This is a genomic window from Cupriavidus basilensis OR16 (assembly GCF_000243095.1).
Classification (GTDB): Bacteria; Pseudomonadota; Gammaproteobacteria; order Burkholderiales; family Burkholderiaceae; genus Cupriavidus; species Cupriavidus basilensis_D.
On the sequence record NZ_AHJE01000063.1, the window covers coordinates 35,321 to 61,187 of the forward strand.

General features: G+C 62.9%; 35 protein-coding genes and 4 pseudogenes. 4 read left to right on the top strand and 35 right to left on the bottom strand.

Annotated elements, in window-relative coordinates; translation table 11 throughout:
• Nucleotides 1–217 precede the first annotated feature (217 nt).
• The 3 genes and pseudogenes from yihA to OR16_RS23190 all read left to right on the top strand — a co-directional run.
• A pseudogene (gene yihA, locus OR16_RS23180) lies at nucleotides 218–850 on the top strand (ribosome biogenesis GTP-binding protein YihA/YsxC); the annotation flags it as partial.
• Between the two features lie 164 nt (nucleotides 851–1,014).
• Nucleotides 1,015–2,007, top strand: coding sequence for a porphobilinogen synthase (gene hemB, locus OR16_RS23185; protein WP_006160424.1), 993 nt, complete (start codon nucleotides 1,015–1,017; stop codon nucleotides 2,005–2,007).
• A 10-nt stretch (nucleotides 2,008–2,017) separates the two neighbouring features.
• Nucleotides 2,018–3,273 (top strand): annotated as a pseudogene (locus tag OR16_RS23190) (CorA family divalent cation transporter).
• A 35-nt stretch (nucleotides 3,274–3,308) separates the two neighbouring features.
• Here OR16_RS23190 and dsbD read toward each other — a convergent pair.
• From dsbD to OR16_RS23355, 34 genes and pseudogenes are all read right to left on the bottom strand, one after another.
• Nucleotides 3,309–5,264 (bottom strand): protein-disulfide reductase DsbD, encoded by a 1,956-nt coding sequence (gene dsbD / locus OR16_RS23195; RefSeq protein ID WP_043420785.1) that lies wholly within the window; start codon nucleotides 5,262–5,264, stop codon nucleotides 3,309–3,311.
• A gap of 124 nt (nucleotides 5,265–5,388) precedes the next feature.
• A complete protein-coding gene (gene cutA, locus OR16_RS23200; RefSeq protein WP_006160426.1) occupies nucleotides 5,389–5,733 on the bottom strand; it encodes a divalent-cation tolerance protein CutA in 345 nt (114 codons plus the stop codon).
• Nucleotides 5,734–5,902: 169 nt separating this feature from the next.
• Nucleotides 5,903–6,298 (bottom strand): 50S ribosomal protein L17, encoded by a 396-nt coding sequence (rplQ, locus tag OR16_RS23205; RefSeq protein WP_006160427.1) that lies wholly within the window; start codon nucleotides 6,296–6,298, stop codon nucleotides 5,903–5,905.
• A 162-nt stretch (nucleotides 6,299–6,460) separates the two neighbouring features.
• Nucleotides 6,461–7,441 (bottom strand): DNA-directed RNA polymerase subunit alpha, encoded by a 981-nt coding sequence (locus OR16_RS23210; RefSeq protein WP_006160428.1) that lies wholly within the window; start codon nucleotides 7,439–7,441, stop codon nucleotides 6,461–6,463.
• 182 nt (nucleotides 7,442–7,623) lie between these two features.
• Complete coding sequence (gene rpsD / locus OR16_RS23215) at nucleotides 7,624–8,247, bottom strand: 30S ribosomal protein S4 (protein WP_006160429.1); 624 nt, start codon at nucleotides 8,245–8,247, stop codon at nucleotides 7,624–7,626.
• Nucleotides 8,248–8,559: 312 nt separating this feature from the next.
• Nucleotides 8,560–8,961 (bottom strand): 30S ribosomal protein S11, encoded by a 402-nt coding sequence (gene rpsK / locus OR16_RS23220; protein ID WP_006160430.1) that lies wholly within the window; start codon nucleotides 8,959–8,961, stop codon nucleotides 8,560–8,562.
• Between the two features lie 24 nt (nucleotides 8,962–8,985).
• Complete coding sequence (gene rpsM, locus OR16_RS23225) at nucleotides 8,986–9,351, bottom strand: 30S ribosomal protein S13 (protein ID WP_006160431.1); 366 nt, start codon at nucleotides 9,349–9,351, stop codon at nucleotides 8,986–8,988.
• 19 nt (nucleotides 9,352–9,370) lie between these two features.
• Complete coding sequence (gene rpmJ / locus OR16_RS23230) at nucleotides 9,371–9,487, bottom strand: 50S ribosomal protein L36 (RefSeq protein ID WP_006160433.1); 117 nt, start codon at nucleotides 9,485–9,487, stop codon at nucleotides 9,371–9,373.
• A gap of 31 nt (nucleotides 9,488–9,518) precedes the next feature.
• Nucleotides 9,519–9,737 carry a translation initiation factor IF-1 gene (infA, locus tag OR16_RS23235; RefSeq protein ID WP_006160436.1) on the bottom strand — a complete coding sequence of 73 codons (219 nt, stop codon included), beginning with the start codon at nucleotides 9,735–9,737 and terminating at the stop codon, nucleotides 9,519–9,521.
• A 23-nt stretch (nucleotides 9,738–9,760) separates the two neighbouring features.
• Nucleotides 9,761–11,104: a preprotein translocase subunit SecY gene (gene secY / locus OR16_RS23240; protein ID WP_006160437.1), complete on the bottom strand. Its 1,344-nt coding sequence runs from the start codon at nucleotides 11,102–11,104 to the stop codon at nucleotides 9,761–9,763.
• Between the two features lie 48 nt (nucleotides 11,105–11,152).
• The gene (gene rplO, locus OR16_RS23245) at nucleotides 11,153–11,587 is read right to left on the bottom strand and encodes a 50S ribosomal protein L15 (RefSeq protein WP_006160439.1); all 435 of its coding nucleotides are present in this window, start codon (nucleotides 11,585–11,587) and stop codon (nucleotides 11,153–11,155) included.
• A 22-nt stretch (nucleotides 11,588–11,609) separates the two neighbouring features.
• On the bottom strand, nucleotides 11,610–11,792 hold the full coding sequence (gene rpmD, locus OR16_RS23250) for a 50S ribosomal protein L30 (protein WP_006160440.1): 183 nt from the start codon (nucleotides 11,790–11,792) through the stop codon (nucleotides 11,610–11,612).
• Between the two features lie 13 nt (nucleotides 11,793–11,805).
• Complete coding sequence (gene rpsE, locus OR16_RS23255; protein WP_006160449.1) at nucleotides 11,806–12,324, bottom strand: 30S ribosomal protein S5; 519 nt, start codon at nucleotides 12,322–12,324, stop codon at nucleotides 11,806–11,808.
• Between the two features lie 21 nt (nucleotides 12,325–12,345).
• Entirely contained in the window at nucleotides 12,346–12,702 is a 357-nt protein-coding gene (gene rplR / locus OR16_RS23260) for a 50S ribosomal protein L18 (RefSeq protein WP_006160450.1), read from the bottom strand.
• 11 nt (nucleotides 12,703–12,713) lie between these two features.
• Nucleotides 12,714–13,247 (bottom strand): 50S ribosomal protein L6, encoded by a 534-nt coding sequence (rplF, locus tag OR16_RS23265; protein WP_006160452.1) that lies wholly within the window; start codon nucleotides 13,245–13,247, stop codon nucleotides 12,714–12,716.
• A gap of 10 nt (nucleotides 13,248–13,257) precedes the next feature.
• Nucleotides 13,258–13,653 (bottom strand): 30S ribosomal protein S8, encoded by a 396-nt coding sequence (rpsH, locus tag OR16_RS23270; RefSeq protein ID WP_006160454.1) that lies wholly within the window; start codon nucleotides 13,651–13,653, stop codon nucleotides 13,258–13,260.
• 27 nt (nucleotides 13,654–13,680) lie between these two features.
• On the bottom strand, nucleotides 13,681–13,986 hold the full coding sequence (gene rpsN, locus OR16_RS23275; protein WP_006160456.1) for a 30S ribosomal protein S14: 306 nt from the start codon (nucleotides 13,984–13,986) through the stop codon (nucleotides 13,681–13,683).
• 9 nt (nucleotides 13,987–13,995) lie between these two features.
• Nucleotides 13,996–14,538 (bottom strand): 50S ribosomal protein L5, encoded by a 543-nt coding sequence (rplE, locus tag OR16_RS23280; RefSeq protein WP_006160458.1) that lies wholly within the window; start codon nucleotides 14,536–14,538, stop codon nucleotides 13,996–13,998.
• Between the two features lie 25 nt (nucleotides 14,539–14,563).
• Nucleotides 14,564–14,836 (bottom strand): 50S ribosomal protein L24, encoded by a 273-nt coding sequence (gene rplX, locus OR16_RS23285; RefSeq protein WP_006160460.1) that lies wholly within the window; start codon nucleotides 14,834–14,836, stop codon nucleotides 14,564–14,566.
• Nucleotides 14,835–15,041 (bottom strand): annotated as a pseudogene (locus tag OR16_RS41720) (uL14 family ribosomal protein); the annotation flags it as partial. The gene rplX and the pseudogene OR16_RS41720, both read right to left, overlap by 2 nt.
• Before the next feature lie 190 nt (nucleotides 15,042–15,231).
• On the bottom strand, nucleotides 15,232–15,510 hold the full coding sequence (rpsQ, locus tag OR16_RS23290; RefSeq protein WP_006160462.1) for a 30S ribosomal protein S17: 279 nt from the start codon (nucleotides 15,508–15,510) through the stop codon (nucleotides 15,232–15,234).
• The gene (gene rpmC / locus OR16_RS23295; protein WP_006160464.1) at nucleotides 15,507–15,701 is read right to left on the bottom strand and encodes a 50S ribosomal protein L29; all 195 of its coding nucleotides are present in this window, start codon (nucleotides 15,699–15,701) and stop codon (nucleotides 15,507–15,509) included. Before rpmC ends, rpsQ begins: the two co-directional genes overlap by 4 nt.
• A gap of 11 nt (nucleotides 15,702–15,712) precedes the next feature.
• Nucleotides 15,713–16,129: a 50S ribosomal protein L16 gene (rplP, locus tag OR16_RS23300; protein ID WP_006160465.1), complete on the bottom strand. Its 417-nt coding sequence runs from the start codon at nucleotides 16,127–16,129 to the stop codon at nucleotides 15,713–15,715.
• Nucleotides 16,130–16,131: 2 nt separating this feature from the next.
• The gene (gene rpsC / locus OR16_RS23305; protein ID WP_006160467.1) at nucleotides 16,132–16,938 is read right to left on the bottom strand and encodes a 30S ribosomal protein S3; all 807 of its coding nucleotides are present in this window, start codon (nucleotides 16,936–16,938) and stop codon (nucleotides 16,132–16,134) included.
• 9 nt (nucleotides 16,939–16,947) lie between these two features.
• Nucleotides 16,948–17,277, bottom strand: a complete 330-nt coding sequence (rplV, locus tag OR16_RS23310; protein ID WP_006160469.1) for a 50S ribosomal protein L22 — start codon at nucleotides 17,275–17,277, stop codon at nucleotides 16,948–16,950.
• Nucleotides 17,278–17,286: 9 nt separating this feature from the next.
• The gene (gene rpsS, locus OR16_RS23315) at nucleotides 17,287–17,562 is read right to left on the bottom strand and encodes a 30S ribosomal protein S19 (RefSeq protein ID WP_006160471.1); all 276 of its coding nucleotides are present in this window, start codon (nucleotides 17,560–17,562) and stop codon (nucleotides 17,287–17,289) included.
• Nucleotides 17,563–17,583: 21 nt separating this feature from the next.
• The gene (rplB, locus tag OR16_RS23320; RefSeq protein ID WP_006160472.1) at nucleotides 17,584–18,414 is read right to left on the bottom strand and encodes a 50S ribosomal protein L2; all 831 of its coding nucleotides are present in this window, start codon (nucleotides 18,412–18,414) and stop codon (nucleotides 17,584–17,586) included.
• Nucleotides 18,415–18,416: 2 nt separating this feature from the next.
• On the bottom strand, nucleotides 18,417–18,731 hold the full coding sequence (rplW, locus tag OR16_RS23325; protein ID WP_006160473.1) for a 50S ribosomal protein L23: 315 nt from the start codon (nucleotides 18,729–18,731) through the stop codon (nucleotides 18,417–18,419).
• Nucleotides 18,728–19,348: a 50S ribosomal protein L4 gene (rplD, locus tag OR16_RS23330; protein WP_006160474.1), complete on the bottom strand. Its 621-nt coding sequence runs from the start codon at nucleotides 19,346–19,348 to the stop codon at nucleotides 18,728–18,730. Before rplD ends, rplW begins: the two co-directional genes overlap by 4 nt.
• A gap of 11 nt (nucleotides 19,349–19,359) precedes the next feature.
• Nucleotides 19,360–19,965, bottom strand: a pseudogene (rplC, locus tag OR16_RS23335) (50S ribosomal protein L3); the annotation flags it as partial.
• Between the two features lie 184 nt (nucleotides 19,966–20,149).
• Nucleotides 20,150–20,641: a flavin reductase family protein gene (locus OR16_RS23340; RefSeq protein WP_006160477.1), complete on the bottom strand. Its 492-nt coding sequence runs from the start codon at nucleotides 20,639–20,641 to the stop codon at nucleotides 20,150–20,152.
• A 1-nt stretch (nucleotide 20,642) separates the two neighbouring features.
• Complete coding sequence (locus tag OR16_RS23345; protein WP_006160479.1) at nucleotides 20,643–21,884, bottom strand: styrene monooxygenase/indole monooxygenase family protein; 1,242 nt, start codon at nucleotides 21,882–21,884, stop codon at nucleotides 20,643–20,645.
• Nucleotides 21,885–21,951: 67 nt separating this feature from the next.
• Complete coding sequence (locus OR16_RS23350; RefSeq protein WP_006160480.1) at nucleotides 21,952–22,740, bottom strand: SDR family oxidoreductase; 789 nt, start codon at nucleotides 22,738–22,740, stop codon at nucleotides 21,952–21,954.
• 124 nt (nucleotides 22,741–22,864) lie between these two features.
• Nucleotides 22,865–24,100 carry a dienelactone hydrolase family protein gene (locus tag OR16_RS23355; RefSeq protein ID WP_006160481.1) on the bottom strand — a complete coding sequence of 412 codons (1,236 nt, stop codon included), beginning with the start codon at nucleotides 24,098–24,100 and terminating at the stop codon, nucleotides 22,865–22,867.
• A gap of 238 nt (nucleotides 24,101–24,338) precedes the next feature.
• On the opposite strand from OR16_RS23355, the gene OR16_RS23360 reads away from it, so the two are divergent.
• Entirely contained in the window at nucleotides 24,339–25,352 is a 1,014-nt protein-coding gene (locus OR16_RS23360) for an AraC family transcriptional regulator (protein ID WP_006160482.1), read from the top strand.
• Between the two features lie 87 nt (nucleotides 25,353–25,439).
• On the opposite strand, the gene rpsJ is transcribed toward OR16_RS23360, so the two are convergent.
• Entirely contained in the window at nucleotides 25,440–25,748 is a 309-nt protein-coding gene (gene rpsJ / locus OR16_RS23365; RefSeq protein WP_006160488.1) for a 30S ribosomal protein S10, read from the bottom strand.
• Between the last annotated feature and the right edge of the window lie 119 nt (nucleotides 25,749–25,867).

Sequence of the window (25,867 nt, forward strand, 5' to 3'; positions counted from 1 at the left end):
GCGCGTCACCTAATCGGGAGGCCGTTAACCGCGTTATTGTACAATAAATCGTGTGCCGGATAGAGGATGTGCGCGCCGCAACGCGGCCAGACGCCAGCCCCGGCCATCCAGGCGGCCACATGTGCCGCCCACCTCACTCACATCGGCGCGGTGACGCCGGCGAACCCGCCTGAATCCAGGCGGCAGCCCGCCCCCACCCGCCCCATCGCCCAAGCGCATGTCCCTCCTACATCAGGCCCGCTTTTTCGTTACCGTCAATCATCTGCGCGACCTGCCCGCCACGGCCGTGCCGGAAGTGGCGTTCGCCGGCCGCTCCAACGCCGGCAAATCCACCGCCATCAACATCCTGTGCAACCAGAAGCGGCTTGCTTTCTCGTCGCGCACGCCGGGCCGCACCCAGCACATCAACTTCTTCGGCGTGGCCCCGGTCAAGGCGCCGGACCCGCTCGCCTTCCTCGTCGACCTGCCTGGCTATGGCTATGCGCAGGTGTCGGGATCGGCCAAGTTCCACTGGCAGGCGCTGCTGAGCGACTACGTGCAAACGCGCTCGCAGCTGTCCGGCCTGGTGCTGATGATGGACGCGCGCCGCCCCTTTACCGACCTGGATTGCCAGATGGTCGAGTGGTTCCTGCCCACGGGCCGCCCCATTCATGTGCTGCTGACCAAGGCCGACAAGCTGACCAACAGCGAGAACGCCCTGGCCCTGCGCGAAACCCGCAAGGTGCTGGCCGGCTACGCCGAGCAGCTCGACACGCCCGTGCCCCTGACCGCGCAATTGTTCTCCAGCCTCAAGCGCCGCGGCATCGAGGAAGCCCAGCGCGTGGTGGCGGGCTGGCTGTCCCTGCCTGACGGCTGCATCACGCAAGCGCAACGCAGAGTGTCCGCGAGTATGATAGCGGGCAAGATCAAAAGTTTTTTCTTTTCGCAAGCGGCCTGGTCAGGCACTCGCCAGCCACATCGCACCAGCCGCCCGGCAGACTCCCGCACTTCTTTCCGACTCTTCTCCCTCAAGCCATGTCCACTTTCCCCGAGTACCGTCCGCGTCGCATGCGCCGCGATGATTTCTCTCGCAGGCTGATGCGCGAAAACCGCTTGTCGCCGGACAACCTGATCTACCCGGTGTTCATCGTCGACGGACACAACCAGCGCCAGAGCGTAGCGTCCATGCCCGGTGTCGAGCGTCTCTCGGTCGACCTGTTGCTGCCGGTCGCGGAAGACTGCGTGAAGCTGGGCATCCCGGTCATCGCGCTGTTCCCGGTGATCGATCCGGCCCTGAAGACGCCTGACGGCATCGAGGCAACCAATGCCGAAGGCCTGATCCCGCGTGCCGTGCGCGCGCTCAAGGACCGCTTCCCCGAACTGGGCGTGCTGACCGATGTGGCGCTGGATCCATACACCAGCCATGGGCAGGACGGCGTGCTGGACGCCGACGGCTACGTGATCAACGACGTGACGGTGGAGATCCTGGTCAAGCAGGCGCTGACGCAAGCCGCGGCCGGCGTGGATATCGTGGCGCCCTCGGACATGATGGATGGGCGCATCGGCGCGGTACGCGCGGCACTGGAAGACGGCGGCTATATCCATACGCGGATCATGGCGTACTCGGCCAAGTTCGCCTCGGCCTTCTACGGCCCGTTCCGCGATGCCGTGGGCTCGGCGGCCAATCTGGGCAAGGGCAACAAGATGACCTACCAGATGGACCCGGCAAACTCCGATGAAGCCCTGCGCGAAGTGGCGCAGGACATCATGGAAGGCGCCGATATGGTGATGGTCAAGCCCGGCATGCCTTACCTCGACATCCTGCGGCGCGTGAAGGACGAGTTCCGCTTCCCTACCTACGTCTACCAAGTCAGCGGCGAGTACGCGATGCTCAAGGCCGCTGCCCAGAACGGCTGGCTGGACCACGACAAGGTCATGATGGAGTCGCTGCTGGCCTTCCGCCGCGCCGGTGCCGACGGCATCCTGACCTACTTCGCACGCGACGCCGCTCGCCTGCTCACGCGCTGAACCGGCCCGGATGCAGCTGTTAGGCTTTTCCGCCAGCCAGGTCCATCCGCTCGCCTCGCTCGACGAGGCGCGCGACTTCCTTGCCGGCAATGCGGCGGCCCGCTTCGTCTGGGTCGACACGCCGATCGAGGAGGTCAGCGCCGCGCCGACGGCCTGGCGCGACAGCGTCCAGGCGCTCACGGGCGCCCCCGTGCTGGACCTGCATCTCATCGATGCCACCAACGCGTCGCATCCGTCGTATTTCGATACGACGCACGCCTACGACATGGTGATCTTCCGCAAGCTCACCTTCGAGACCAGCCGGCTGATCGCCGAGGCCGGCGGGGAAGCGGCGACGGCGTCCGGCACGACGACGACCGCAACGGCTGCGGCCTCGGCCACGGTCGCGACGGACATGCCGACGCTGCCGGGCCAGCCCATGGCTTCAGCCACGGCCTGTGCCACCGCGACAACCAGCCAGCCGTCCGCCGCAAAACCAGGCGCCCCGGCCAAGCCGCGCCGCTACCCGCCGGGCTTCCTGCCCGCGTTGGCCAAGATCGACACCCAGCCGGTCACCTTCTTCGTCTTCGACAATGTGCTGCTGACAGTCCGGCCCGCGCAATCGCGCACGCTGGACCAGGTACGCCAGCGCCTGCTGGAACTGTGCCAGGCGCCGCGGCCGCAATCGGCGTCAAAGACCCGGGCCAACGGGCACGCCGCGCTGGTGCATGGCATCCGGCCGCCAACGCGCCCGGAAGACCTGATGCTGCGTTTTCCAGCTGGGAAGGATTGCTCGATGCCCGCATCGAGCTGCGGCGCCTGGAGCACCTGTGCGAGGAGCAACACGACGCGCTGCAGGAATTCCGCGACAGCTTGCTCGACAACAGCTACAGCATCGCGAGTGAAGGGGTCGCCACGGGCACGCCAGGTGCGCCAAACACGGCAGGGCGCGACGATGCGCTGCTGGTGCGGATCAACGACGTGATGGAGCACATCTCGCGCGTGCTCGCGCATGCGCGCCGGCTGGAGGACTCGATCGAGTCCGCGGTGCAGATCCACTTCTCATCGGTGGCGCACCGCACCAATCGCACCATGCGCACCCTGACGCTGATCACCGCGCTGTTCATGCCGCTCACGCTGATCACCGGTATCTTCGGCATGAACTTCGACCGCATGCCATGGCTGCGCGAGCCGCAGGGCTTCTGGTGGTCGCTGGGGCTGATGGGAGCGGTAGTGGTAGTGCTGGCCGCGGTATGGGCGCTGGGGCGCCGGCTGGAGCAAAGCTAGCCGACGCCTGGCGAAGCTGGCGCTTCAGGCGGTTTTCAGGTACTGGCCTTGGTATCAAGCGCACGCGAGAGCGTGTCGAGAAAGCGCGTGGCCGGCTGATAGCCGATCGCGCGAACCGGCCGCTCGCGCCCGTCGGCGCCGTACAGGATGATGCCCGGTGGGCCGAACAGGCCGAAGCGCTTGAGCAGCGCTCGGTCGTCGGCGTTGTTCCGGGTGACGTCCGCCTGCAGCATCACGACCTCGGACAGGCGGGCCCGCACGCGCTCGTCAGTGAAGGTGAAACGCTCCATCTCCTTGCAGCTCACACACCAGTCCGCATAGAAATCGAGCAGCACCGGCTTGCCGGCGGCGGCAGCCTGCGCCACGCGCGCGTCGAGCTCGGCGATCGAGCGGACCCGCTCGAACCGTACCTCGGACGGGCCGCCGGCTGCAGCTTGCGGTGCCGTGCGCGCGGCGCTCAGGTGGGCCAGCGGCTGCAGCGGGTCCCGGCCACCGGATGCCAGCCCGACCAGCAGGATGGCCCCTGCCAGCGCCGCCAGCAGGCCCAGGCCCTTGCCCACCCTGGCCAGGCCATGCGCATCAGGGCCGAGTGAATCGAAGGCGCTCAGGAAGACCGCGCCAACCAGCAGCAGCGCAGCCCAGCCAGCCATCAGCGCCCATGCCGGCAGCACCGGGCTCACCATCCAGAGCGCCACGCCCAGCAGCAGGAAGCCAAAGAAGCGCTTGGTCGTCTCCATCCAGCGCCCGGCGCGCGGCAGCAGGTTGCCCGCCCCCACGCCCACCAGCACCAGCGGCACGCCCATGCCGAGCGCCATGGCGAACAGCGCACCGCCGCCAACCACGGCATCGCCGGTGCGCGCGATATAGGCCAGCGCGCCGGCCAGTGGCGCCGTCACGCACGGCCCGACGATCAGTGCCGAGATCGCGCCCATGGCGGCAGCACCGGCAAGCTGCCCGCCCTGGCGGCGGTTGGACGATGCGGTCAGCCGGGTCTGCCAGTGCTGCGGCAGCTGCAACTCATAGAGACCGAACATGGACAGCGACAGCGCCACCATCAGCAACGCAAAGGCCGCGAGCACCCACGGCGCCTGCAGCGCCGCCGACAGGCCCTCGCCAAGCAGGCCCGCCGCCACGCCGATGCCGGTGTAGACCACGGCCATGCCAAGTACATAGGCCAGCGATACCAGCAAGGCGCGCTTGCGCGTGACGTGCTCGCCCACCACGATCGACGACAGGATCGGCACCATGGGCAACACGCACGGCGTGAAGGTCAGCAGCAAGCCCAGCCCGAAGAACAGCGCAGCAATCACGCCGAGGTTGCGGCTGGCCAGCGCGCCGGCAATGCGGTCGTTCTCGTCGGCCGCGGGCGCCAGCGCTGTGGGGGAGGGGTCGGCCAATGCCGCTACCCCCTCGCCGCCAGCGGCAGCCGGGCTGTTGCCAATGCTGCTGGAATCCGCCGGTGCCCGCTTGCCGAACAGCCCGTCGAGCACGCCGCTGCCGACCTTGAACACACTCTCCTGCGGCGGATAGCACAGCCCCTTGTCGGCGCAGCCCTGGGAGGTCACCACCAGCGACCATTTGCCGTCAGCCGGGGCGGACTCCACCGGCACGCGGATGGTCAGCCCGCCGTGATAGGTTTCCATCTCCTTGCCGAAGGTCTCGTCGAACTTGACCTTGCCGGGCGGGAACGCGGGCGTCCCCAGCTTGACGGAAGCCGGCTGGGCCGCGAAGGCGAAGCGGTCGCGGTAGAGGTAATAGCCATCCGCCACGTCGAAACGCACTTCGATCGTCTTCGCATCGACCTGGTGGGCAGCGAACCGGAAGGCCTGTTCCGGCGGCAGGAAGTCGTCATCCGCGGCATGCGCCACGCCGGCGAGGCACAGCCAGAGTGAGGCCAGCAGCATGATCAGCAGCCGCACTGCGGCACTATGCCGCACGTCTTGCCCAGCCCCCCAACCACCCGAGGCGTTCGCGCTCGCACCGAAACTCATGCCCTGCCTTTGAAATGTCATTCGTCGTATCCGCATTGCGCTCGCATCTCCGCGCCGGTCCCCGGCAGCAGTGCTTGCCGCCAACTGCCAGCCTCAGTGTGGGTCGGCGCAGCGACCCTTATCCTTACGCGCTATCGCCTTCGTCCGCGGCCGATCGGGTTTCGTGCGCCACCCAGGCCAGATAAGGCGCGAATCCGGCGACCAGCGGCATCGCCACGATCTCAGGCACCTCGTAGGGGTGCGCGAGCCGGATCGCCGCCTCCAGCGCGGCGTAGCGCTCCTGCGTGGTCTTGATGATCAGCGGCCACTCGCGTGCGCTTTCGATCTCACCTTGCCACCAATACTCGGACTCGCACGGCGCCAGCCGGTTCACGCATGCCGCCAGCCTCGACTCCAGCACGGCCCGTGCAACACGCCCCGCGGATTCGGCGTCCGGCAGCGACGTCATCACCAATATTGCTTCGCTCATCAGACCTTCCTCCCAGGCCACCCCAGGCCACAGGCTCCCCGGCGGCGGTGCTCCGGCACACCGGCCCTGGAAAACAAAAGAGCCAGGCATATAGCCTGGCTCGATTGTAAGCGGTGTCCGCGCGGCTCGCCGCGACCAAAGGTCGCAAGCGGCCGGGACGGAATCGACCTTATTCGCCTGCTTCTTCAGCCGGCGCTTCCGTGATTTCCGGACGGTCAACCAGTTCGACCAGCGCCATCGGCGCATTGTCGCCCTGGCGGAAACCGAACTTCAGGATACGGGTGTAGCCACCCGGACGTGCGTTGTAACGCGGGCCGAGTTCGTTGAACAGCTTGGTGACCATGTCGCGGTCGCGCAGACGGGCGAAAGCCAGGCGGCGGTTGGCAACGGTGTCCTTCTTGGCCAGCGTGATGAGGGGCTCGACAACCTTGCGCAGTTCCTTGGCCTTGGGCAGGGTGGTCTTGATCAGCTCGTGCTGGAACAGCGAGTTGGACATGTTGCGCAGCATCGCGAGACGGTGCGACGAGGTGCGGTTCAGTTTCCGCAAACCATGACGGTGACGCATGATGATTCCTTTATTGCAATGTTTGACCAGCTCTTCTATCGCTTGGCCGGAACACTCTCCGGTTCGGCGCGGGCCGGTAGTCTATTAAGGCAGCCGGCACATGCCGGTCGCCGCGATGACCTGGCGCGGTGGCTGGACAAGCCCGCCACCGCGCCCGGCATATTACTTCTCCAGCCCTGCGGGCGGCCAGTTCTCGAGCTTCATGCCCAGAGTCAGGCCGCGCGAAGCCAGCACTTCCTTGATTTCGTTGAGCGACTTGCGACCCAGGTTCGGGGTCTTGAGCAGCTCATTCTCGGTACGCTGGATCAGGTCGCCGATGTAGTAGATGTTTTCGGCCTTCAGGCAGTTGGCCGAACGCACCGTCAGCTCCAGGTCGTCGACCGGGCGCAGCAGGATCGGATCGATCTGCGGCGTACGGCTCGAAGCGGCTTCCGCCGACGACTCGGTACCTTCCAGCGCGGCGAACACCGACAACTGGTCAACCAGGATGCGCGCCGATTGACGAATCGCTTCCTCGGGCGAGATCACGCCGTCGGTTTCGATGTTCATCACCAGCTTGTCCAGATCGGTACGCTGTTCCACACGAGCCGATTCGACTGCGTACGAAACGCGGCGCACCGGCGAGAACGAAGCGTCGAGCACGATGCGCCCGATGACCTTGCCTGCTTCGTCGCCGAACTTGCGCACGTTGCCCGGCACATAACCACGGCCTTGTTCGACCTTGATCTGCATATCGAGCTTGCCGCCGGCCGACAGGTGAGCGATCACGTGGCCGGGGTTGATGATCTCGACATCGTGGGGCAGCTCGATATCGGCTGCCGTCACAACGCCTTCGCCTTCCTTGCGCAGCGAGACCGTGACTTCGTCGCGGTTGTGCAGCTTGAAGACCACACCCTTCAGATTCAGCAACAGGTTGACTACGTCTTCCTGCACGCCATCGATGGTGGAGTACTCGTGGACCACCCCAGCGATCGTGACTTCGGTCGGTGCATAACCGACCATCGACGACAGCAGCACGCGACGCAGGGCGTTACCGAGCGTATGGCCGTAGCCACGCTCGAACGGCTCCATCACGACCTTGGCGTGATGGTCGCCTAGCGGCTCTACGGCAATAATTTTAGGCTTGAGGAGTGCTGTTTGCATTAGGTTGTCCTTTTCAATACCCTCGGCTCGTTACACCGATAAGGCTGACGTATGGAACCTGAAAATCCCATCGCACGATGGGCAATAAGCCCGACGCGCGGCAGCGCGTCGGGCTGAATGTGAAGCTTGGCGGGAAACGCAAGCCCCTGACCGTTCGATGGTATCGGACAGAATTCGAGTGATTAACGCGAATACAATTCGACGATCAGGCTTTCGTTGATGTCACCCGAGATATCGGCGCGATCCGGCACTTGCTTAAACGTGCCTTCGAACTTCTTCGCGTCCACGGCAACCCATGCCGGGAAACCCGATTGCTCAGCCAGCGACAGCGCTTCGGCGATACGGACTTGCTTCTTCGACTGCTCACGGATGGTGATGACGTCACCAGCCTTGACCTGTGCCGACGGCACGTTCAGGGCTTGACCGTTCAGCAGGATCGCCTTGTGCGACACCAGCTGACGCGCTTCAGCGCGGGTCGAGCCAAAGCCCATGCGGTACACAACGTTGTCCAGGCGCGATTCCAGCAGCTGCAGCAGCTTCTCGCCGGTGTTGCCCTTGCGGCGGTCGGCTTCAGCGAAGTAGCGGCGGAACTGACGCTCGAGCACGCCGTAGATACGCTTGACCTTCTGCTTTTCGCGCAGCTGGTTGCCGTAATCGGAGGTGCGTGCACCCGAGGTGCGGCCGTGCTGGCCCGGCTTGCTGTCCAGCTTGCACTTGTCGGCGAGCGAGCGACGTGCGCTCTTCAGGAACAGGTCGGTACCTTCACGACGGGATAGTTTGGCCTTCGGGCCGATATAACGTGCCACTTTATCTTCCTTCCTGATCGATCGCGGCGCCTTGTTTGACGCGCCGCGAGTCCGCCTTCTCCGCCCCAATGATCTTGGGAACGCATGAGTGGCAGACGGTGGGCTTATCCAGCACATTCCCCGAAAGGGCATGCGCAAAGCATATGACTGACTACTTGCGCCTGGCGACTAGCGATGAAGCGAATCGCCAAACACAAAAACGCAAAACGAAAACCTGCCGCAAAGCATATGCAGCAGGTCAACGTGCGATGTTACCACACCGGGCTGAGAACGAGGAAGACCCCGCCCGCTGCCCGGGTAATACACCGGCGCTTAGATCCGACGACGCTTGGGCGGACGGCAGCCGTTGTGCGGCACTGGCGTCACGTCTTCGATAATCGAGATCTTGATGCCGAGCGCGTTCAACGCGCGCACAGCCGATTCACGGCCAGGGCCGGGACCCTTGATGCGCACGTCCAGGTTCTTGATACCCTGGTCTTGCGCCACGCGGCCGGCGTTCTCAGCAGCAACCTGAGCTGCGAAGGGCGTCGACTTACGCGAACCCTTGAAGCCCTGGCCACCCGAGGTTGCCCATGCCAGAGCGTTGCCCTGACGGTCGGTGATCGTGATGATGGTGTTGTTGAACGAAGCGTGGACGTGCGCAATGCCGTCGGCAACGTTCTTCTTGACCTTCTTACGCGCGCGCTGGGCGGCGTTATTCGGACCTTTTGCCATTAGTTTCTTCCTCTGCCTTCGGCTTTACTTCTTCAGAGCCACGCCGGCCTTACGCGGACCCTTGCGGGTACGGGCGTTGGTGCGGGTGCGCTGACCGCGCATCGGGAGACCCCTGCGGTGACGGACGCCACGATAGCAACCAAGGTCCATAAGACGCTTGATGTTCATCGTGGTTTCACGACGCAGGTCACCCTCAACCGTGGCCTTGGCTACTTCGTCACGAAGCTTTTCCAGGTCGCCGTCGGTCAGGTCCTTGACCTTCTTGTCAAAGGGAACGCCGGTGGCCACGCAAATCTTGCGGGCGCGCGAGCGGCCGATACCGTAAATAGCCGTCAGGCCGATCTCGGTATGCTTGTGGTTCGGGATGTTAACCCCTGCGATACGTGCCATTCGTCAATCCTCTTTCCGATTAGCCTTGGCGTTGCTTGTGGCGGGGATCCGACGAGCAGATCACGCGCACGACACCGTTGCGCTTGATAACTTTGCAGTTGCGGCAAATGCGCTTAACAGAAGCCAGCACTTTCATGATTTTCCTCTTCCTTCAATTCCTGTTCGCTTCACTTCGTCCGAAAGACGATGCGCGCGCGTGACAGATCATATGGGGTCAGTTCAACCGTCACCCGATCACCCGGAAGAATCCGGATGTAGTTCATTCGCATCTTGCCGGAGATATGGCCCAGCACTACATGGCCGTTTTCCAGTTTGACGCGGAACGTCGCGTTGGGGAGGTTTTCCAGGACCTCCCCCTGCATCTGGATGACGTCGTCTTTTGCCATACCTAGCCTGTACCGACCCGGCTTCAGCGCAAGGTCAGATTACCCTTGAAATTCGCTTTCTTCAGCAGGGACTCATATTGCTGCGACATGACATAGGATTGGACCTGGGCCATGAAGTCCATCGTGACGACCACGATGATCAGCAACGAGGTTCCGCCAAAATAGAACGGAACGTTCCAGCGCAGTACCAGGAATTCCGGCAACAGGCAGACCAGTGTGATGTAGATCGCACCAGCCAGCGTCAGACGGACAAGAATCTTGTCGATGTAGCGCGTCGTCTGCTCGCCCGGACGAATGCCCGGAATGAAGGCACCGCTTTTCTTCAGGTTGTCCGCGACTTCCCGGCTGTTGTACACAAGAGCCGTATAGAAGAAGCAGAAAAATATAATTGCAGCAGCGTACAGCAGGATGTAGACCGGCTGTCCCGGCGAAAGCGTCGCAGCCAGGTCCTTGATGAACCGGCCTGCAGCGCTCGTCGAGTCAGACGTGAACCAGCCCGCGATGGTCGCCGGGAACAAGATGATCGACGACGCGAAGATCGGCGGAATCACCCCTGCCATGTTCAGCTTCAGCGGCAGGTGCGACGACTGACCGCCATACACCTTGTTGCCGACCTGACGCTTGGCATAGTTCACCAGGATCTTGCGCTGGCCACGCTCGACAAACACCACGGCGAAGGTAACACCGGCGATGATTGCAACGATCAGGATCGATGCAATGATGCTCATGGAACCGGTGCGAACCAGTTCGAAGAGCCCGCCGATCGCGTTGGGCAAGCCCGCTGCGATACCGCCGAAGATGATGATCGAGATACCGTTGCCCAGACCCCGCTCGGTGATCTGCTCACCCAGCCACATCAGGAACATCGTACCGGTCACCAGCGTGATCACTGCCGTAGCCCGGAACATCAGGCCCGGATCGATCACCAGACCGGGCTGAGATTCCAGCGCGACTGCAATCGACAGCGCCTGGAAAGTGGCCAGAACCACCGTGCCGTAGCGCGTGTACTGCGTGATCTTGCGTTGACCCGCCTGCCCTTCCTTCTTCAACGACTCCAGCTGCGGCAGCACGATCGTCAGCAATTGCATGATGATCGACGCCGAGATGTACGGCATGATGCCGAGCGCGAAGACGGTAAAGCGCGACAGTGCACCGCCCGAGAACAGGTTGAACATCCCGAGGATGCCACCCGACTGACTCTGGAAAAGCTTCGCAAGCTGTTCCGGATCGATTCCCGGCACCGGAATATGCGCTCCGATGCGGTACACGATCAAGGCCAGCACCAGGAACATCAGCCGGCGCTTTAAGTCGCCGTACTTCGCCGTGTTCTTGGCTTGCGTGCTTGCATTGGGTTTCGCCGTGGCCAAACGATGCTCCGACTGTGACTCGCCTATGCTGCGAAATCTGCTGCTAAATTACGCCGCGATCTGACCGCCGGCGGCTTCGATCGCAGCCTTGGCACCAGCGGTGGCGCCCAGACCCTTGATCGTAACCTTGCGGGTCAGCTCACCAGCCTTGATGACCTTGGCGCTCTTGGCCAGCTCAGCCACCAGGCCAGCTTGCTTCAGAACCAGCAGGTCCACCTCGGTGGCTTCCAGGCGCTCGATATCACGCAGGGTCACTTCGGCGTTGAAGGCCTTCGTCAGCGACGTGAAGCCACGCTTCGGCAGGCGACGATACAGCGGCATCTGACCGCCTTCGAAGCCGACCTTGTGGAAGCCGCCCGAACGCGACTTCTGACCCTTGTGACCACGGCCGGCAGTCTTGCCCAGGCCGGAGCCGATACCGCGGCCGACGCGACGCTTGGCGTGCTTCGAACCGTCAGCCGGTTTCAGGTTGTTGAGTTGCATCTTGCTCTCCGTGTCCCGAGACTCAGGCCAGAACCTTGACCAGGTACGAGACCTTGTTGATCATGCCGCGCACGGCGGGCGTGTCCTGCAGCTCCGACACCGAATTGATACGGCGCAGGCCCAGGCCACGGACGGTGGCGCGATGATCCTCACGCGTGCCGATCAGGCTGCGCACGAGTTGCACTTTTACGGTTTGTTGCGACATTTCGTCCGACTCCTTAACCGAGGATGTCTTCAACAGACTTGCCACGCTTTGCGGCGATCTCGCCCGGCGTGCTCATCTTTTGAAGACCGTCCAGCGTGGCGCGAACCATGTTGTACGGATTGGTCGAGCCGTGCGACTTGGTCACGACGTTGGTCACGCCCATCACCTCGAAAATCGCGCGCATCGGGCCACCAGCGATCACGCCGGTACCTTCCTTGGCGGGCATCATCAGCACCTTGGCGGCGCCGTGCTTGCCAACGACTTCGTGTTGCAGCGTGCCGTTCTTCAGCGAGACCTTGACCATCTTGCGACGGGCTTCGTCCATTGCCTTCTGAACTGCAACCGGCACTTCCTTAGCCTTGCCCTTGCCCATGCCGATGCGGCCATCGCCGTCACCAACCACGGTCAGCGCAGCGAAACCGAGAATCCGGCCACCCTTCACCACCTTGGTGACACGGTTGACCGAGATCATCTTCTCGCGGAGGCCGTCGTCGCGTTCGTCCTGCTGGACTTTTGCTTGCATTTTTGCCATGACGTATCTCTCTATGTGCGCTTAGAACTTAAGGCCGGCTTCGCGTGCTGCGTCAGCCAGTGCCTTCACGCGACCATGGAAGCGGAAGCCGCCGCGATCGAACGCAACGGTTTCCACGCCAGCTGCCTTCGCCTTTTCGGCGATGCGCTTGCCAATCAGGGTCGCGGCGGCTGCGGTAGCACCGCTGCCGGTCAGTTCCTTGCGCACTTCTGCCTCGGCGGTCGAAGCCGATGCCAGCACTTGCGTGCCGCACGGCGAGTAGACCTGGGCGTAAATATGCGAATTCGTACGGAACACGGTCAGACGATTGATCTTCATCTCCGCGATTTTGGCGCGGGTCTGACGTGCACGGCGCAAACGAGCGTCTTTCTTGTTCATGATTGCACCCCTTACTTCTTCTTGGTTTCCTTCAGGAGGACGCGCTCGTCCGAGTAGCGAACGCCCTTGCCCTTATAGGGCTCAGGCGGACGGTACGCGCGGACTTCCGCAGCCACCTGACCGACTTTCTGCTTGTCCGCACCCTTGATGATGATCTCGGTCTGCGTGGGCGTTGTCGCCGTCACGCCTTCCGGCATCGCATGGATCACGTCGTGCGAGAAACCAAGCTGGAGCTTCAGCGCAGTACCTTGCAGCTGGGCACGATAGCCCACGCCGACCAGGTTAAGCTTGCGCTCGAAACCGGCGGTTACACCCTTGACCATATTGGCCACCAGGGCGCGCATGGTGCCCTGCAGTGCGTTTGCTTCACGCGATTCATCGACCGGGGCGAAGGTCAGCGTGTCGTTTTCGACATTGACCTTGACCAGGCTGTGAATCGGCTGCGTCAGCGTGCCGAGCGGGCCCTTAACGGAGAGCACGCCAGCCGCCACATTGACTTCTGCGCCTTTGGGCAGCGCGATGGGAGCCTTACCTACACGGGACATGGTCTACTCCTTACGCGACGTAGCAAAGAACTTCGCCGCCCACGCCAGTGGCACGCGCCTTGCGATCGGTCATCAGACCCTGGGGGGTCGAGATGATTGCGACGCCGAGGCCGTTCATCACTTGGGGGATGTCGCTGCGGCCCTTGTACACGCGCAGACCAGGCTTCGAGACGCGTTCAATGCGCTCAATGACCGGACGGCCAGCGTAGTACTTCAGACCGATGCTCAGTTGTGCCTTGCCGCCTTCTTCTTTCACGGCGTAGTCGTCGATGTAGCCTTCGTCCTTAAGGACCTTGGCGATTGCCACTTTCAGCTTCGACGACGGCATGACAACCGACACTTTCTGCACGCCTTGGGCGTTGCGGATGCGCGTCAGCATATCGGCGATAGGATCGCTCATGCTCATACTGTTTCTCCTGTAGCCTGTGCGTAATTACCAGCTGGCTTTCGTCAGACCCGGGATTTCGCCACGGAAGGCGATTTCACGGATCTTATTACGCGCCAGGCCAAACTTGCGGAAGGTACCGCGGGGACGACCGGTGATCGCGCAGCGGTTACGCTGGCGAGTCGGGTTCGCGTTGCGCGGGAGCTGCTGCAGCTCGAGACGCGCGCTATAACGCTCTTCTTCCGACTTCTCTTGGTCGTCGATAATGGCCTTGAGGGTCGCACGCTTGTCGGCATACTTTGCCACGAGCCTAGCGCGCTTCTTCTCACGTTCAATCAGAGCCAATTTAGCCACGGTTACCCCTTAATTACGGAACGGGAACTTGAATGCTGCGAGGAGTGCCTTGGCTTCCTCGTCATTCTTCGCCGTCGTCGTGATGCTGATGTTCAGACCACGCAGTGCGTCGATCTTGTCGTACTCAATTTCGGGGAAAATGATCTGCTCTTTCACACCGATGTTGTAGTTACCACGACCATCGAACGAGCGGCCCGAAACACCACGGAAGTCACGCACGCGCGGCAGGGCCACGGTCACGAGACGATCCAGGAATTCGAACATGCGTTCGCCGCGCAGCGTCACCATCGCGCCAATGGGATAACCCTGGCGGATCTTGAAGCCGGCGATTGCCTTCTTGGCCTTGGTCACCACCGGCTTTTGGCCGGCGATCTTGGTCAGGTCGCCCACTGCCAGCTCAATGACCTTCTTGTCATTGATGGCTTCGCCAAGGCCCATGTTCAGGGTGATCTTGGTGATGCGCGGCACTTCCATGACCGACTTGAAGCCGAATTGTTCGATCAGCTTCGGTACTACTTGTTCTTTGTAAAACTCTTGCAGACGTGCAGTCATGCTCAACTCCTATCTGTGCCCAGAATCAAGCTGCCACGACGGCACCGGTGGTCTTCAGCACGCGTACACGCTTGCCGTCTTCCACCTTGATACCGACGCGCGACGGCTTGCCATTGGCATCCACGAGCGCAACGTTAGAAATATGCAGCGGCATGACCTTGTCGACCACACCACCGGTGGTGCCCAGCATCGGGTTCGGGCGTGCGTGCTTCTTGGCAACGTTGACGCCTTCCACCACAACCTTCTCGCCGAGCATGGCTTGCACGGTGCCGCGCTTGCCCTTGTCTTTTCCGGTCAATCTTCATGAAGCGCTCGGTACGGAGTTCACGAGTCACCGGCCCGAAAATACGGGTGCCGATCGGCTCGAGCTTGGTGTTCAGCAAGACAGCGGCATTGCTGTCGAACTTGACGAGCGAACCATCAGCGCGACGCACGCCCTTGGCGGTACGCACGACGACGGCGTTGTAAATATCGCCCTTCTTCACGCGACCGCGCGGCGCTGCGCAGTGTTATCGGCTACTTCGAGCCGGCTTTCTGTCTGAATCATGGTCATGGTTAATCAGGAGCCGCTCGGCTAGGTTCGCTTCACCGATTCGCCGGGGTGATACAACTAAGGCGAATGCAACAAAGCGGAAGTCCAGGATTATAGCACATAACCCTGGACTCGCAAGTCATCCGAAAACCTGTGGTTTTTTAGATGACGCGCGCAGCTTCGACCAGACGGGAAACCACCCAGGACTTGGTCCGCGACAGCGGACGCGTTTCCTGGATCTCAACCTTGTCGCCTTCCTTGTACTGGTTGGCTTCGTCGTGTGCGTGGTACTTCTTGGAACGCAGCACGTACTTGCCGTACAGAGGATGCTTGACGCGGTTTTCGATCAAGACCGTGACGGTCTTGTCCATCTTGTCGCTAACTACCCGACCGACCAGCGTGCGGCGAAGCGACGATTCCGTTTGTGCAGTTTCAGTCATTTCGAGGTCGCCTTTTCGTTCAGCACGGTTTGCACCCGCGCGATGTCCTTGCGCACCTTCTTCAGCTGGCTGGTGTTCTGCAGCTGTTGGGTGGCCTTTTGCATGCGCAGGCTAAATTGGGCCTTCAGCAGCTCGGAGAGCTCCTGGTTCAGCCCTGCGGCATCTTTGCCGCGAAGTTCGGATGCTTTCATCCCTGCTCTCCTTACGTCCCGACCTGGCGCACCACGAAATTGGTGGCGATCGGCAGCTTGGCGGCCGCGAGGCGGAACGCCTCACGAGCCAGCTCTTCCGTCACGCCATCCATTTCGTACAGCATCTTGCCCGGCTGGATTTCTGCCACGTAGTATTCCGGATTACCCTTACCGTTACCCATACGGACTTCGGCGGGCTTCTTCGAGATCGGCTTGTCCGGGAAAATCCGGATCCAGATGCGGCCGCCACGCTTGATGTGACGGGTCATCGCACGACGTGCCGACTCGATCTGACGAGCCGTCAGACGACCACGGCCCATCGCCTTCAGGCCGAATTCGCCGAAAGACACGGCGTTGCCACGGGTAGCCTTACCCGTGTTGCGGCCTTTCTGCTCCTTGCGGTATTTTCTGCGCTTAGGTTGCAGCATCGTTATTCTCCACTCTTCGCATCTGCGCCAGGAGCGCGGCGACCTGCACCGGCACCCGCGCCACCGCGGCGGTTGCCACCCGGACGGCCGCCTTCGCCTTCACGGCGACGACCATCAGGACGACCACCCGGGCGACGACGACGATCGTCTTGCGGCTCTTCCACCACCGGCGCATCGTTGCGGCCGAGGTGATCACCCTTGTAGACCCACACCTTGACACCGATGATGCCGTAGGTGGTTTCTGCTTCGGAGAAGCCGTAGTCGATGTCGGCGCGCAGGGTGTGCAGGGGCACACGACCTTCGCGATACCACTCGGTACGAGCGATTTCGATGCCGTTCAGACGACCGGCGCTCATGATCTTGATGCCCTGGGCACCGAGGCGCATCGCGTTCTGCATCGCGCGCTTCATTGCGCGGCGGAACATGATACGGCGCTCGAGCTGCTGGGTGATCGAGTCGGCGATCAGCTGCGCATCGGTTTCCGGCTTGCGGATTTCCTCGATGTTCACGTGCACGGGCACACCCATGCGGCGTTGCAGCTCGGCCTTGAGCAGTTCGATGTCCTCACCCTTCTTGCCGATCACCACGCCCGGACGCGAGCTATAAATGGTGAGACGTGCATTGCGGGCGGGGCGCTCGATCACGACGCGGCCAACCGAAGCGTTCTTGAGCTTCTTCTTCAGAAACTCGCGAACTTCGATGTCTTCCTTCAGCATGCCGGCGAACTTCGTGTTGTTGGCGTACCAACGCGAAGCCCAGTTACGGCTGACGGCCAGACGGAAGCCAGTCGGATGAATCTTCTGTCCCATCGTGACTCCTTAGTTGCCGAGCGTCACAGTGATGTGACAAGTTTGTTTCTCGATGCGGTTGCCGCGGCCCTTTGCTCGTGCCGTGAAACGCTTGAGCGAGGTTGCCTTGTCGACGAAGATGGTCTTGACCTTCAGTTCGTCGATGTCGGCGCCTTCGTTGTGCTCGGCGTTGGCGATGGCCGATTCGACCACCTTCTTCACGATGACGGCCGCCTTTTTCGGGCTGAACGTCAGGACGTTGAGCGCGCGTTCGATCGGCAGACCGCGGATCTGGTCAGCGACCAGGCGCGTTTTCTGGGCGGAGATGCGGGCACCGCGATGAATCGCTTTCACTTCCATGATGGCACCTTACCTCTTCGCTTTCTTGTCAGCCGCGTGGCCCTTGAACGTACGCGTGAGCGCAAATTCACCGAGCTTGTGGCCAACCATGTTTTCCGAAACATACACCGGCACGTGTTGACGGCCGTTATGTACGGCGATCGTCAGGCCGATGAAGTCCGGCAGAATGGTCGAGCGACGCGACCAAGTCTTGATGGGCTTCTTGTCCTTGCCGGCTGAGGCCGCTTCCACCTTTTTCAGCAGGTGGGCGTCACAGAACGGACCCTTTTTTGCGGAACGTGTCATGTCTAGGCTCCTACCTACCGATTAACGCTTGTGGCGGCGCTGCACGATCATGCTGGCAGTGCGCTTGTTGCTGCGGGTACGGTAACCCTTGGCCGGGGTACCCCACGGCGAGACCGGGTCACGACCAGCAGCGGTCTTGCCTTCACCACCACCGTGCGGGTGGTCCACCGGGTTCATCACAACGCCGCGAACCGTCGGGCGGATACCGCGCCAACGATTTGCACCGGCCTTGCCGATGACGCGCAGGCTATGCTCTTCGTTACCGACTTCACCGATGGTGGCGCGGCATTCGATGTGAACGCGACGCACTTCACCGGAGCGCAGGCGAACCTGAGCGTAGATGCCTTCACGAGCCAGCAGCACAGCGGAACCGCCAGCGGCGCGAGCGATCTGAGCGCCCTTGCCCGGCAGCATTTCCACGCAGTGGATGGTGGTACCAACCGGAATGTTGCGGATCGGCAGGTTGTTACCCGACTTGATCGCAGCTTCCGAGCCGTTCATCAACGCTTGGCCAACTACCATGCCCTTGGTGGCAATGATGTAGCGGCGCTCGCCGTCGGCGAACAGCACCAGCGCGATATTGGCGCTGCGGTTCGGATCGTATTCCAGACGCTCGACCTTGGCGGCGATGCCGTCCTTGTCGTTGCGCTTGAAGTCGACCACGCGGTAATGGTGCTTATGACCACCGCCCTTGTGGCGGGTGGTGATGTGACCGTTGTTGTTACGGCCCGACTTCTGGAATTGCTTTTCCAGCAGCGGAGCGTGGGGCGCGCCCTTGTGCAGGTTGGGATTAACAACCTTTACCATGGAGCGACGGCCCGGGGACGTCGGCTTGGTCTTGACGAGTGCCATGATTACTTGGCCTCCGCTTCAAAATTGATTTCCTGACCCGGCTTGAGCGAAACGTAAGCCTTCTTCACGTGGTTGCGACGCCCCATGAAACGGCCAAAACGCTTTTGCTTGCCCTTCTGGTTCAGGATCTGAACGGACTGCACCTCGACCTTGAACAGCAGTTCGACTGCCGCCTTCACGTCTGCCTTGTTGGCATCGCGAGCGACTTCGAACACAACTTGTTCGTTCTTGTCGGCGACCAGGGTTGCCTTTTCGGAAACCACCGGCGCGAGCAGCACCTGCATCAAACGATGATCGTTCTTGGCTACTTGCGTCATTTCAGCAACTCCTCGATCTGCGCGACGGCTGCCTTGGTCACCAGCACCTTCTTGTAGTGCACGAGCGACAGCGGGTCAGCCTGGCGCGGCTCGACAACCGCCACGTGCGGCAGATTGCGCGAAGCCAGGTAGAGGTTTTCGTCGAGGCTGTCGGTGATGATCAGCACCGAGTCCAGGCCCATGGCCTTGAACTTGTCCGCCAAGAGCTTGGTCTTGGGCGCATCGACGGTGAAACCGTCCACCACGTTGATACGACCTTCACGTGCGAGCTGCGAGTAAATCGAGCGCATACCGGCACGGAACATCTTCTTGTTGACCTTCTGCGTGAAGTTCTCTTCCGGCGAATTCGGGAAGATACGGCCGCCCCCGCGCCACAGCGGCGAGGAAGACATACCGGCACGGGCGCGACCCGTACCCTTCTGGCGCCAAGGCTTCTTGGTCGTGTGCTTGACCTCTTCACGGTCCTTCTGCTTACGGTTACCGCTGCGAGCGTTAGCCTGGTAAGCGACGACGACCTGGTGAACGAGGGCTTCGTTGTAGTCACGGCCGAAGACTTCGGGCGAGGCGTCAACGCCTGCACCGATCTGGCCATTGTCCTGGAGGAGCTTGAGTTCCATTGATTCGCTCCTTAAGCTTTGGCTTTGGCCTTGACGGCCGGGGTAACGATAACCTTGCCGCCCTTGGAGCCGGGAATGGCGCCCTTGACCAGCAGCAGCTTGCGCTCTGCGTCGATCTTGGCGATTTCCAGGTTCTGGACGGTGCGGGTGACGTCACCCAGATGGCCAGTCATGCGCTTGCCGGGGAACACACGGCCCGGATCCTGCGCCATACCGATGGAACCCGGCACGTTGTGCGAACGCGAGTTACCGTGGGAGGCACGACCCGATGCGAAATGGTGACGCTTGATGGTACCGGCGTAGCCCTTACCGATGGTCACGCCCTGGACGTCGATCTTTTGACCGACCTCGAACAGGTCAACCGACAGCGTGCCGCCGGGTTGCAGTTCGCCAGCCTTAGCGGCATCGATGCGGAATTCGCGGATGATTTCACCAGCTTCAACACCAGCTTTGGCAAGGTGACCTGCCAAAGGCTTGGTGACGCGGCTAGCGCGGCGTGCGCCGAAAGTGACTTGAACCGAGGTATAACCGTCGGTCTCGTCCGTCTTGATTTGCGTCACGCGGTTGTCGCCGACCTCGACCACGGTAACGGGAATTGAATCGCCGTCGTCCGTGAAAAAAGTGTTTGCAGTGCGGGGCTTGCGCTAAAGAAGACAGCGCGGCCAAGCTGGCCAGCCCACTACCCATAGACAAACGGGTAGCCTTACACTATATCGCGTTGATTTGGAAAGAGCAAGCGTGGATTGACAACGATGAGGGGGCGCACGGGGCGGTGTTGTTTTGTGGTGCTTCCGCGTGACGCTATCGCCCCAGCTGCACAAATTCCCCACCGAAGAACACCAGCGGCTCCCCCTCCCCTACCTCGAACCCCTCCACCTGGCCCACGATCAGCAAGTGATCCCCGACCGCGTCGGCGCGCTCCACCCGGCACGCCAGCGTGGCCAGGGCATCATCGAGGTAGGGCACGCCGCGCTGGCAGCGCCGATGCGCGACGCCGGCAAACTTGTCCTCCGCGGGCGTGGCGAAGCGCCGGGCGAGCTCACCGTGCCCCGCCCGCAGGATGCTGACGCCGAAGGGTCTCCCCGGCGTGAATTGCGCCGCGTTTGGCGAACGCAAGGCGAGGCTCCACAGGATCAGCGGTGGCGCGAGCGACAACGAGGCGAAGGAATTGATGGTCAGGCCGATCGGGCGGCCCTGCGCGCCGCAGGCCCCGATGACGGCTACGCCAGTGGCGTAGCGGCCACATGCATTGCGCAGCGCCTTGGTGTCGAGCACAGCACAGGCGGCTTCCATCTCAGGCTGCCTGTGGCAAATGCTGGTCGATCAGCTGCTGGCAAGCCGCAGGATCTGCCCACCAGGGGAAGAAGTCCGGCGGGTTGTCAAAGCCGTTGGCAATGCGCGCTGCCAGCGCCGGCGCCTGCGCTGCCGCGCCCAGCAGCGCCAGGATGTGCGCCGGCGGGGGCGTAAGCAGCGAATTGGTCCAGTTCACGACATCGCCCGCGTATTGCCAGTAGCTGGCGAAGGTCTGTGTCATCCAGGCGGCGTCGAAGGCGCGCTCGCCGCGCGCGACGATCGCATCGAGATAGACCTTGCAGCATTTGGCGGCATTATTCGAGCCCTGCCCGGTGATAGGGTCGTTGACCACCACCGCATCAGCCATGCCGAACACCAGCCGGCCGGACGGCAACGTCATGACCGGATGGCGCACGGTCGGCGTGAACCGGCCCGCGAGGATGCCCTGCTCGTCGGTCAGCGTGACATGTTCACAGCGCTGCGCTTCCCACGGCAGCCAAGTGCGCAGGATGCGCAGGCTTTCGGCCAGGTGCTGCTCGGGCGTGCGCGCCTCGGCCCATTGGTCCATGGGTCCGCCCGGGATGCCCTCGAACACCATGATTTCGCAGGGTCCGCTCAAGGTCAGCGCAGGGAACACAAAGTACTCGCCGATGCCGGGAATCAGGTTGAAGCAAACCCGCGAGTACGGCGTGCGCGGCGTCATGCCGCTCACATAGGTCAAGGCCAGCGCGCGTTGCGGCGCGCTGAACGGACTGCGCGCGGCGTCGCGCTCGAAACGGCTGACGATTTCGCCCTTGCCGGCGGCGAGCAGTACCAGATCGTGCTCGATCGCCAGCGCTTCCAGTTCATCGATGCCGGCATCGGCGATGCGCAGGTCCCCGCCGCGCTGGGCAAAGGCCTCCATCCATGCTGGCATCTTGAGCCGCTGGTCCACGGCCTGGGCCGGGCGCTCGAGCCGGGCGCTCCAGTCGATCAGCCTGGCGCCAGGCTGCTCCGGGTGCGGAATTGCCAGGCCGATCCCTTCCACGGGCGGGCACGAATCGTCCCACCAGTTCAACCCCAGCTCGCGCTCGGCCTGGAGCGAACGATCGAACATGCACTGGCTGGACATGACCTTGCCCGCCCGGACCTGGTCCGGCGTGCGATTGGTCAGCAGCGTGACCTGATAGCCCCTGGCTTGCAGCCCGAGGGCCATCTGCAGGCCGGACTGGCCCGCCCCGACGATAGCAATGCGTTGGCTCATGGCAATCTCCTACTGGATATTCAGCATGAAAGTCGAAGCCCCGGCTCGGGGCTGCTCGATACCGGCTTCAATCGGCTAGCCGGGGAATGGCGGGCACGTTCCGCTCCGGCCCCATCGCCGAGTAGCCGCCGTCCACCGCATAGTCCGCGCCGGTGACAAAGCTGGCGTGGTCGGAACAGAGGAACAACACGACCTGAGCCACTTCGTCAGGCTCGCCAACGCGGCCAAGGAGATGGAAGTCCGCCGCCACGCGATCGGTGCGCTCGCGGTTGCCGCCGCTGACCTCGTCCATCAGCCGGCACCAGGTCCAGCCCGGAGAGACGGCGTTGACCCGGATGCCATCGGGCGCCAGATCCATGGCCATGCTGCGGGTCAGTTGCCGGATGGCAGCCTTGGAGGCCGGATAGAGCCAGCGGCCCGTCTGCCCCACATTGGCGGAAATGCTGGTGAAGTTCACGATGGCGCCACCGCCGCGAGCTCGCATGGCCGAGTGCACGGCCTGCGCCAGCATGACGCCGGAAACCACGTTGACGTCCAGCGCCGCAAGCCAGTCACGGCGGCCGGATTTGAAGCCGTCATCCAGATACGTGCAGGCCAGGTTAACCAGGTAGTCGACGCCACCAAAGTGCTGGCCCACCCGCGTTACCGCCGCGGCCACCTGGGCATCGTCGGTGATGTCGGTGCGCACGAACAACGCTCGCTCGCCCAGCGCGCCAGCCACGCGCTCGCCGGCGGCGGCATCGATATCGAGGATCGCCACCCGCGTGCCCGCCTGGACGAAGGCGCTTGCCACGCCCGCGCCGATCAGCGTGGCGCCACCGCTGATGATGGCCACTTTGTCCTTCAGTCCTTTCATGACGCTGTCTCCTGGTTGTCTTGGACGCCGCCCGGCTGCCGCCTTGCGACGGCGCGTTCCGGGTGCACCCTTTTGCTTTTATGTGATGACTGAAGCCGCAGTCCTTACTGTCCACTCCTGGCTATTACTTGCCTTCGCTCTCCTGCCAGCGTGCCATCAACGTATTCGAGGGCAGCGTCTCGTCCAGCAGCTTGCGGGCGGTTTCGATGCCGGCCACCGGCAGGCCCGCTGGATCGAGCTTGCCGATCTGCACCAGCACGCTGGCCTGGTCCCAGTAGATGTGCTCGTGGTACAGCTTGTCCCCGCGGAACTTGACGATGGCGATAAGCGGAATCTCCACCCGCTTGCCGGTGGGCGGCACGCCCGGCAGCATCCAGTCGACCTCGCAGGTATGCGTGAAGCAGAACAGCATCTCATCGACGATCTGGCTGGCGCCCACGGTGCGCGACAACGGGATCAGGGTCGTATCCGGCGGATTGCTGTTGACGAAGTGGTTCTGGTAGAAACGCCTGAGCTGCCGGTGGCCGACGCCGCCGGTCATGGTTGGGATATGGTTGACGTAAGGCTCGGCCACCATCGTCGCCATCGTCGCGGCGACATCGCGCGTGGCGAATTCGTATTCACAGTGCTTGTCCCAGAGGGCCGAGAAGTCGTAGTGCGGCCCCATCTCCGCGCGCAGCGCGGCAATCGAGCGCTGATGCGCCATCAGTGCCGAGGGGTGGTCGAAATGCTCGCCGCCGGTGCGTGCGAACGCGTGGTCGACACCCGGATAAACGTACACCTCGATACCGTCCTTGGCGCCAAGGGCCGCGCGGATCTGCGCCTGCGCCTCGGGCGGGCAGAAGCCATCGCGCTCGGCCACATGCAGCACCAGCCGTCCCTGGATATTGGCCGCCTCGCCTAGCGCGCGCTCTATGCCGACGCCGTAGTACGCCACCGCGCAGGCCACGCCGGCCAGGCGGCAAGCAGCCAGGTAGGCCAGCTTGCCGCCCAGGCAAAAGCCAAGCACCCCGGTCTGGCCCACGCACTCAGGACGGGCGCGCAGCGCGTCGAGCGCCGCACCGACATCCTGGACGCCGAGGGCCTCGTCGAAGCGCTGATACAAGCCCAAGGCGCGCTGGAAGTCCTCGCCGCGATCGCCCAGTTCGATGCCGGGCGCCAAACGCCAGAACAAGTCCGGCACCAGCACCGTGTAGCCTTCCTCGGCGTAGTAGTCGGCCACCGCGCGCATGGTGGCGTTGACGCCGAAGATTTCCTGGCACAACACGATGCCGGGCCCCTTGCCCGATGCAGGCGTGGCAAGGTAGGCGCTGAATGTGCCGCTGCCGTCGGCGGCGGGAATCTGGATGGTCTGGCCCATGGGCTGTGTTCCTTTGTTTTCGGGGATGGGGCTGCCGTGCTGGATTCCATCATGGGTGATCCGCACCGCAGCAAACTAGCCGCGGGCTGCAGCGGCTATCCGATTAGTGCAGGAAAATGCCGCCGTGGGCAAGGGACGCAGGGAAGCGATCCACTATAGTGGTGTGAAGGAATCCGCCCGCAGGCTGGCCGGGCCCAACGTACTAAGCGGCGCGCCAATGACGCCGAGGAGCGAGACAATGCCGCAGCCCCCCGCGGCCACGGCCGCCGAGCCGCTGGCAGGCGCCCTGCTATCCGACCCCACCCGGCTGGTCTTCGCCTCGACCGACCAGGCCCAGACGCGCGCAGCGGTGGGTACGGTTTTCAAGCCGCACAAGCTCACTATCGGCGGCACCACGTTGTCTGCCAGAATGCATCATGCACCACTTGGTGCGGTGTCGTTCAACCGGCTGGCTTATGGCGCGGAGGTCCAGATCGAGCCTGGGCCGCTCGATGACTTCCTGCTTGTGCAGATGCCGCTGGCGGGCCATGCGCAGATCCAATGCGGCCAGCAACAACTCCGGTCCGACTGCGACATGGCCTCGGTACTCACGCCCAGCGACCCCGTGCGAATGCGCTGGAGCCACGATAGCGACCAGCTCATCTTGCGCGTGGAACGCGCTGCGCTGGAGCGCGTGTGCGCGGCGTACCTGGGCCATCGGCCACAGGCGCCGCTGCGTTTCGAACTTGGGATGGCGTGGCGCCGCCTGGCCGCCTGGTACCAGCTGATGCACTACCTGGCAAACCTGTTCGCCTTGGCGCCGGACGCGGCGCGGCACCCGCTGACGGCCTGTCAGCTGGAGCAACTGGTGATCGGCACGCTGTTGACCGTGCAGCCCCATAGCCTGGGGGAGGCCATGCGAGCGCGCGGCAAGCCACTGGCGCCGCGCCATGTGAAGCAGGTCGAGGAATACATCCATGCCCATGCGCAGGCGGCGCTGACCCCGGCCCTGCTGGCGGAACTCGCCGGCGTCAGCCTGCGCGGGCTCTATGCGGGCTTTCGCGAGCACCGCGGCATCAGTCCGATGGCCTACCTGCGCGCCGTGCGGCTGGAGCGTGTTCGCCATGACCTGTTGAACGACCTGGCGATCGATTCGGTCACCGCCGCCGCCTTGCGCTGGGGCTTCAGCCACCTGGGACGTTTCAGCGTGGAGTACCGCAAGAGTTTCGGCGAGCCGCCGGGGCAGACACTGCGCCGGCGCGGGCCTTCCTAGATGGGAGCACAAAAACAAAAACGGCGAACCGAAGTTCGCCGTTCTTGCTTGCGCAAAACCGCTTTGGGCGGTCTTGTGCAGAATACCTTACACCTTGATTTCGACGTCGACGCCGGCCGGCAGGTCGAGCTTCATCAGTGCGTCAACGGTCTTGTCGGTAGGATCGACGATGTCCATCAGGCGCTGGTGAGTGCGGATCTCGAACTGATCACGGCTCGTCTTGTTGACGTGCGGCGAACGCAGGATGTCGAAGCGCTGGATACGGGTCGGCAGGGGCACCGGGCCCTTGACGATCGCGCCGGTGCGCTTGGCGGTATCCACGATTTCGGCTGCCGACTGGTCGATCAGGCGATAGTCGAAAGCCTTCAGGCGGATACGGATCTTCTGGTTCTGCATGATATTTCCTTAAAAGAGCGATGGGCGGCGTGCGCCCTGGAACATGGGAACAAGCCGACGGTATTGTACCGCCAGCCTGCTCCAGGAAGTTTGCTTAGTCGAGGATCTTTGCCACGACG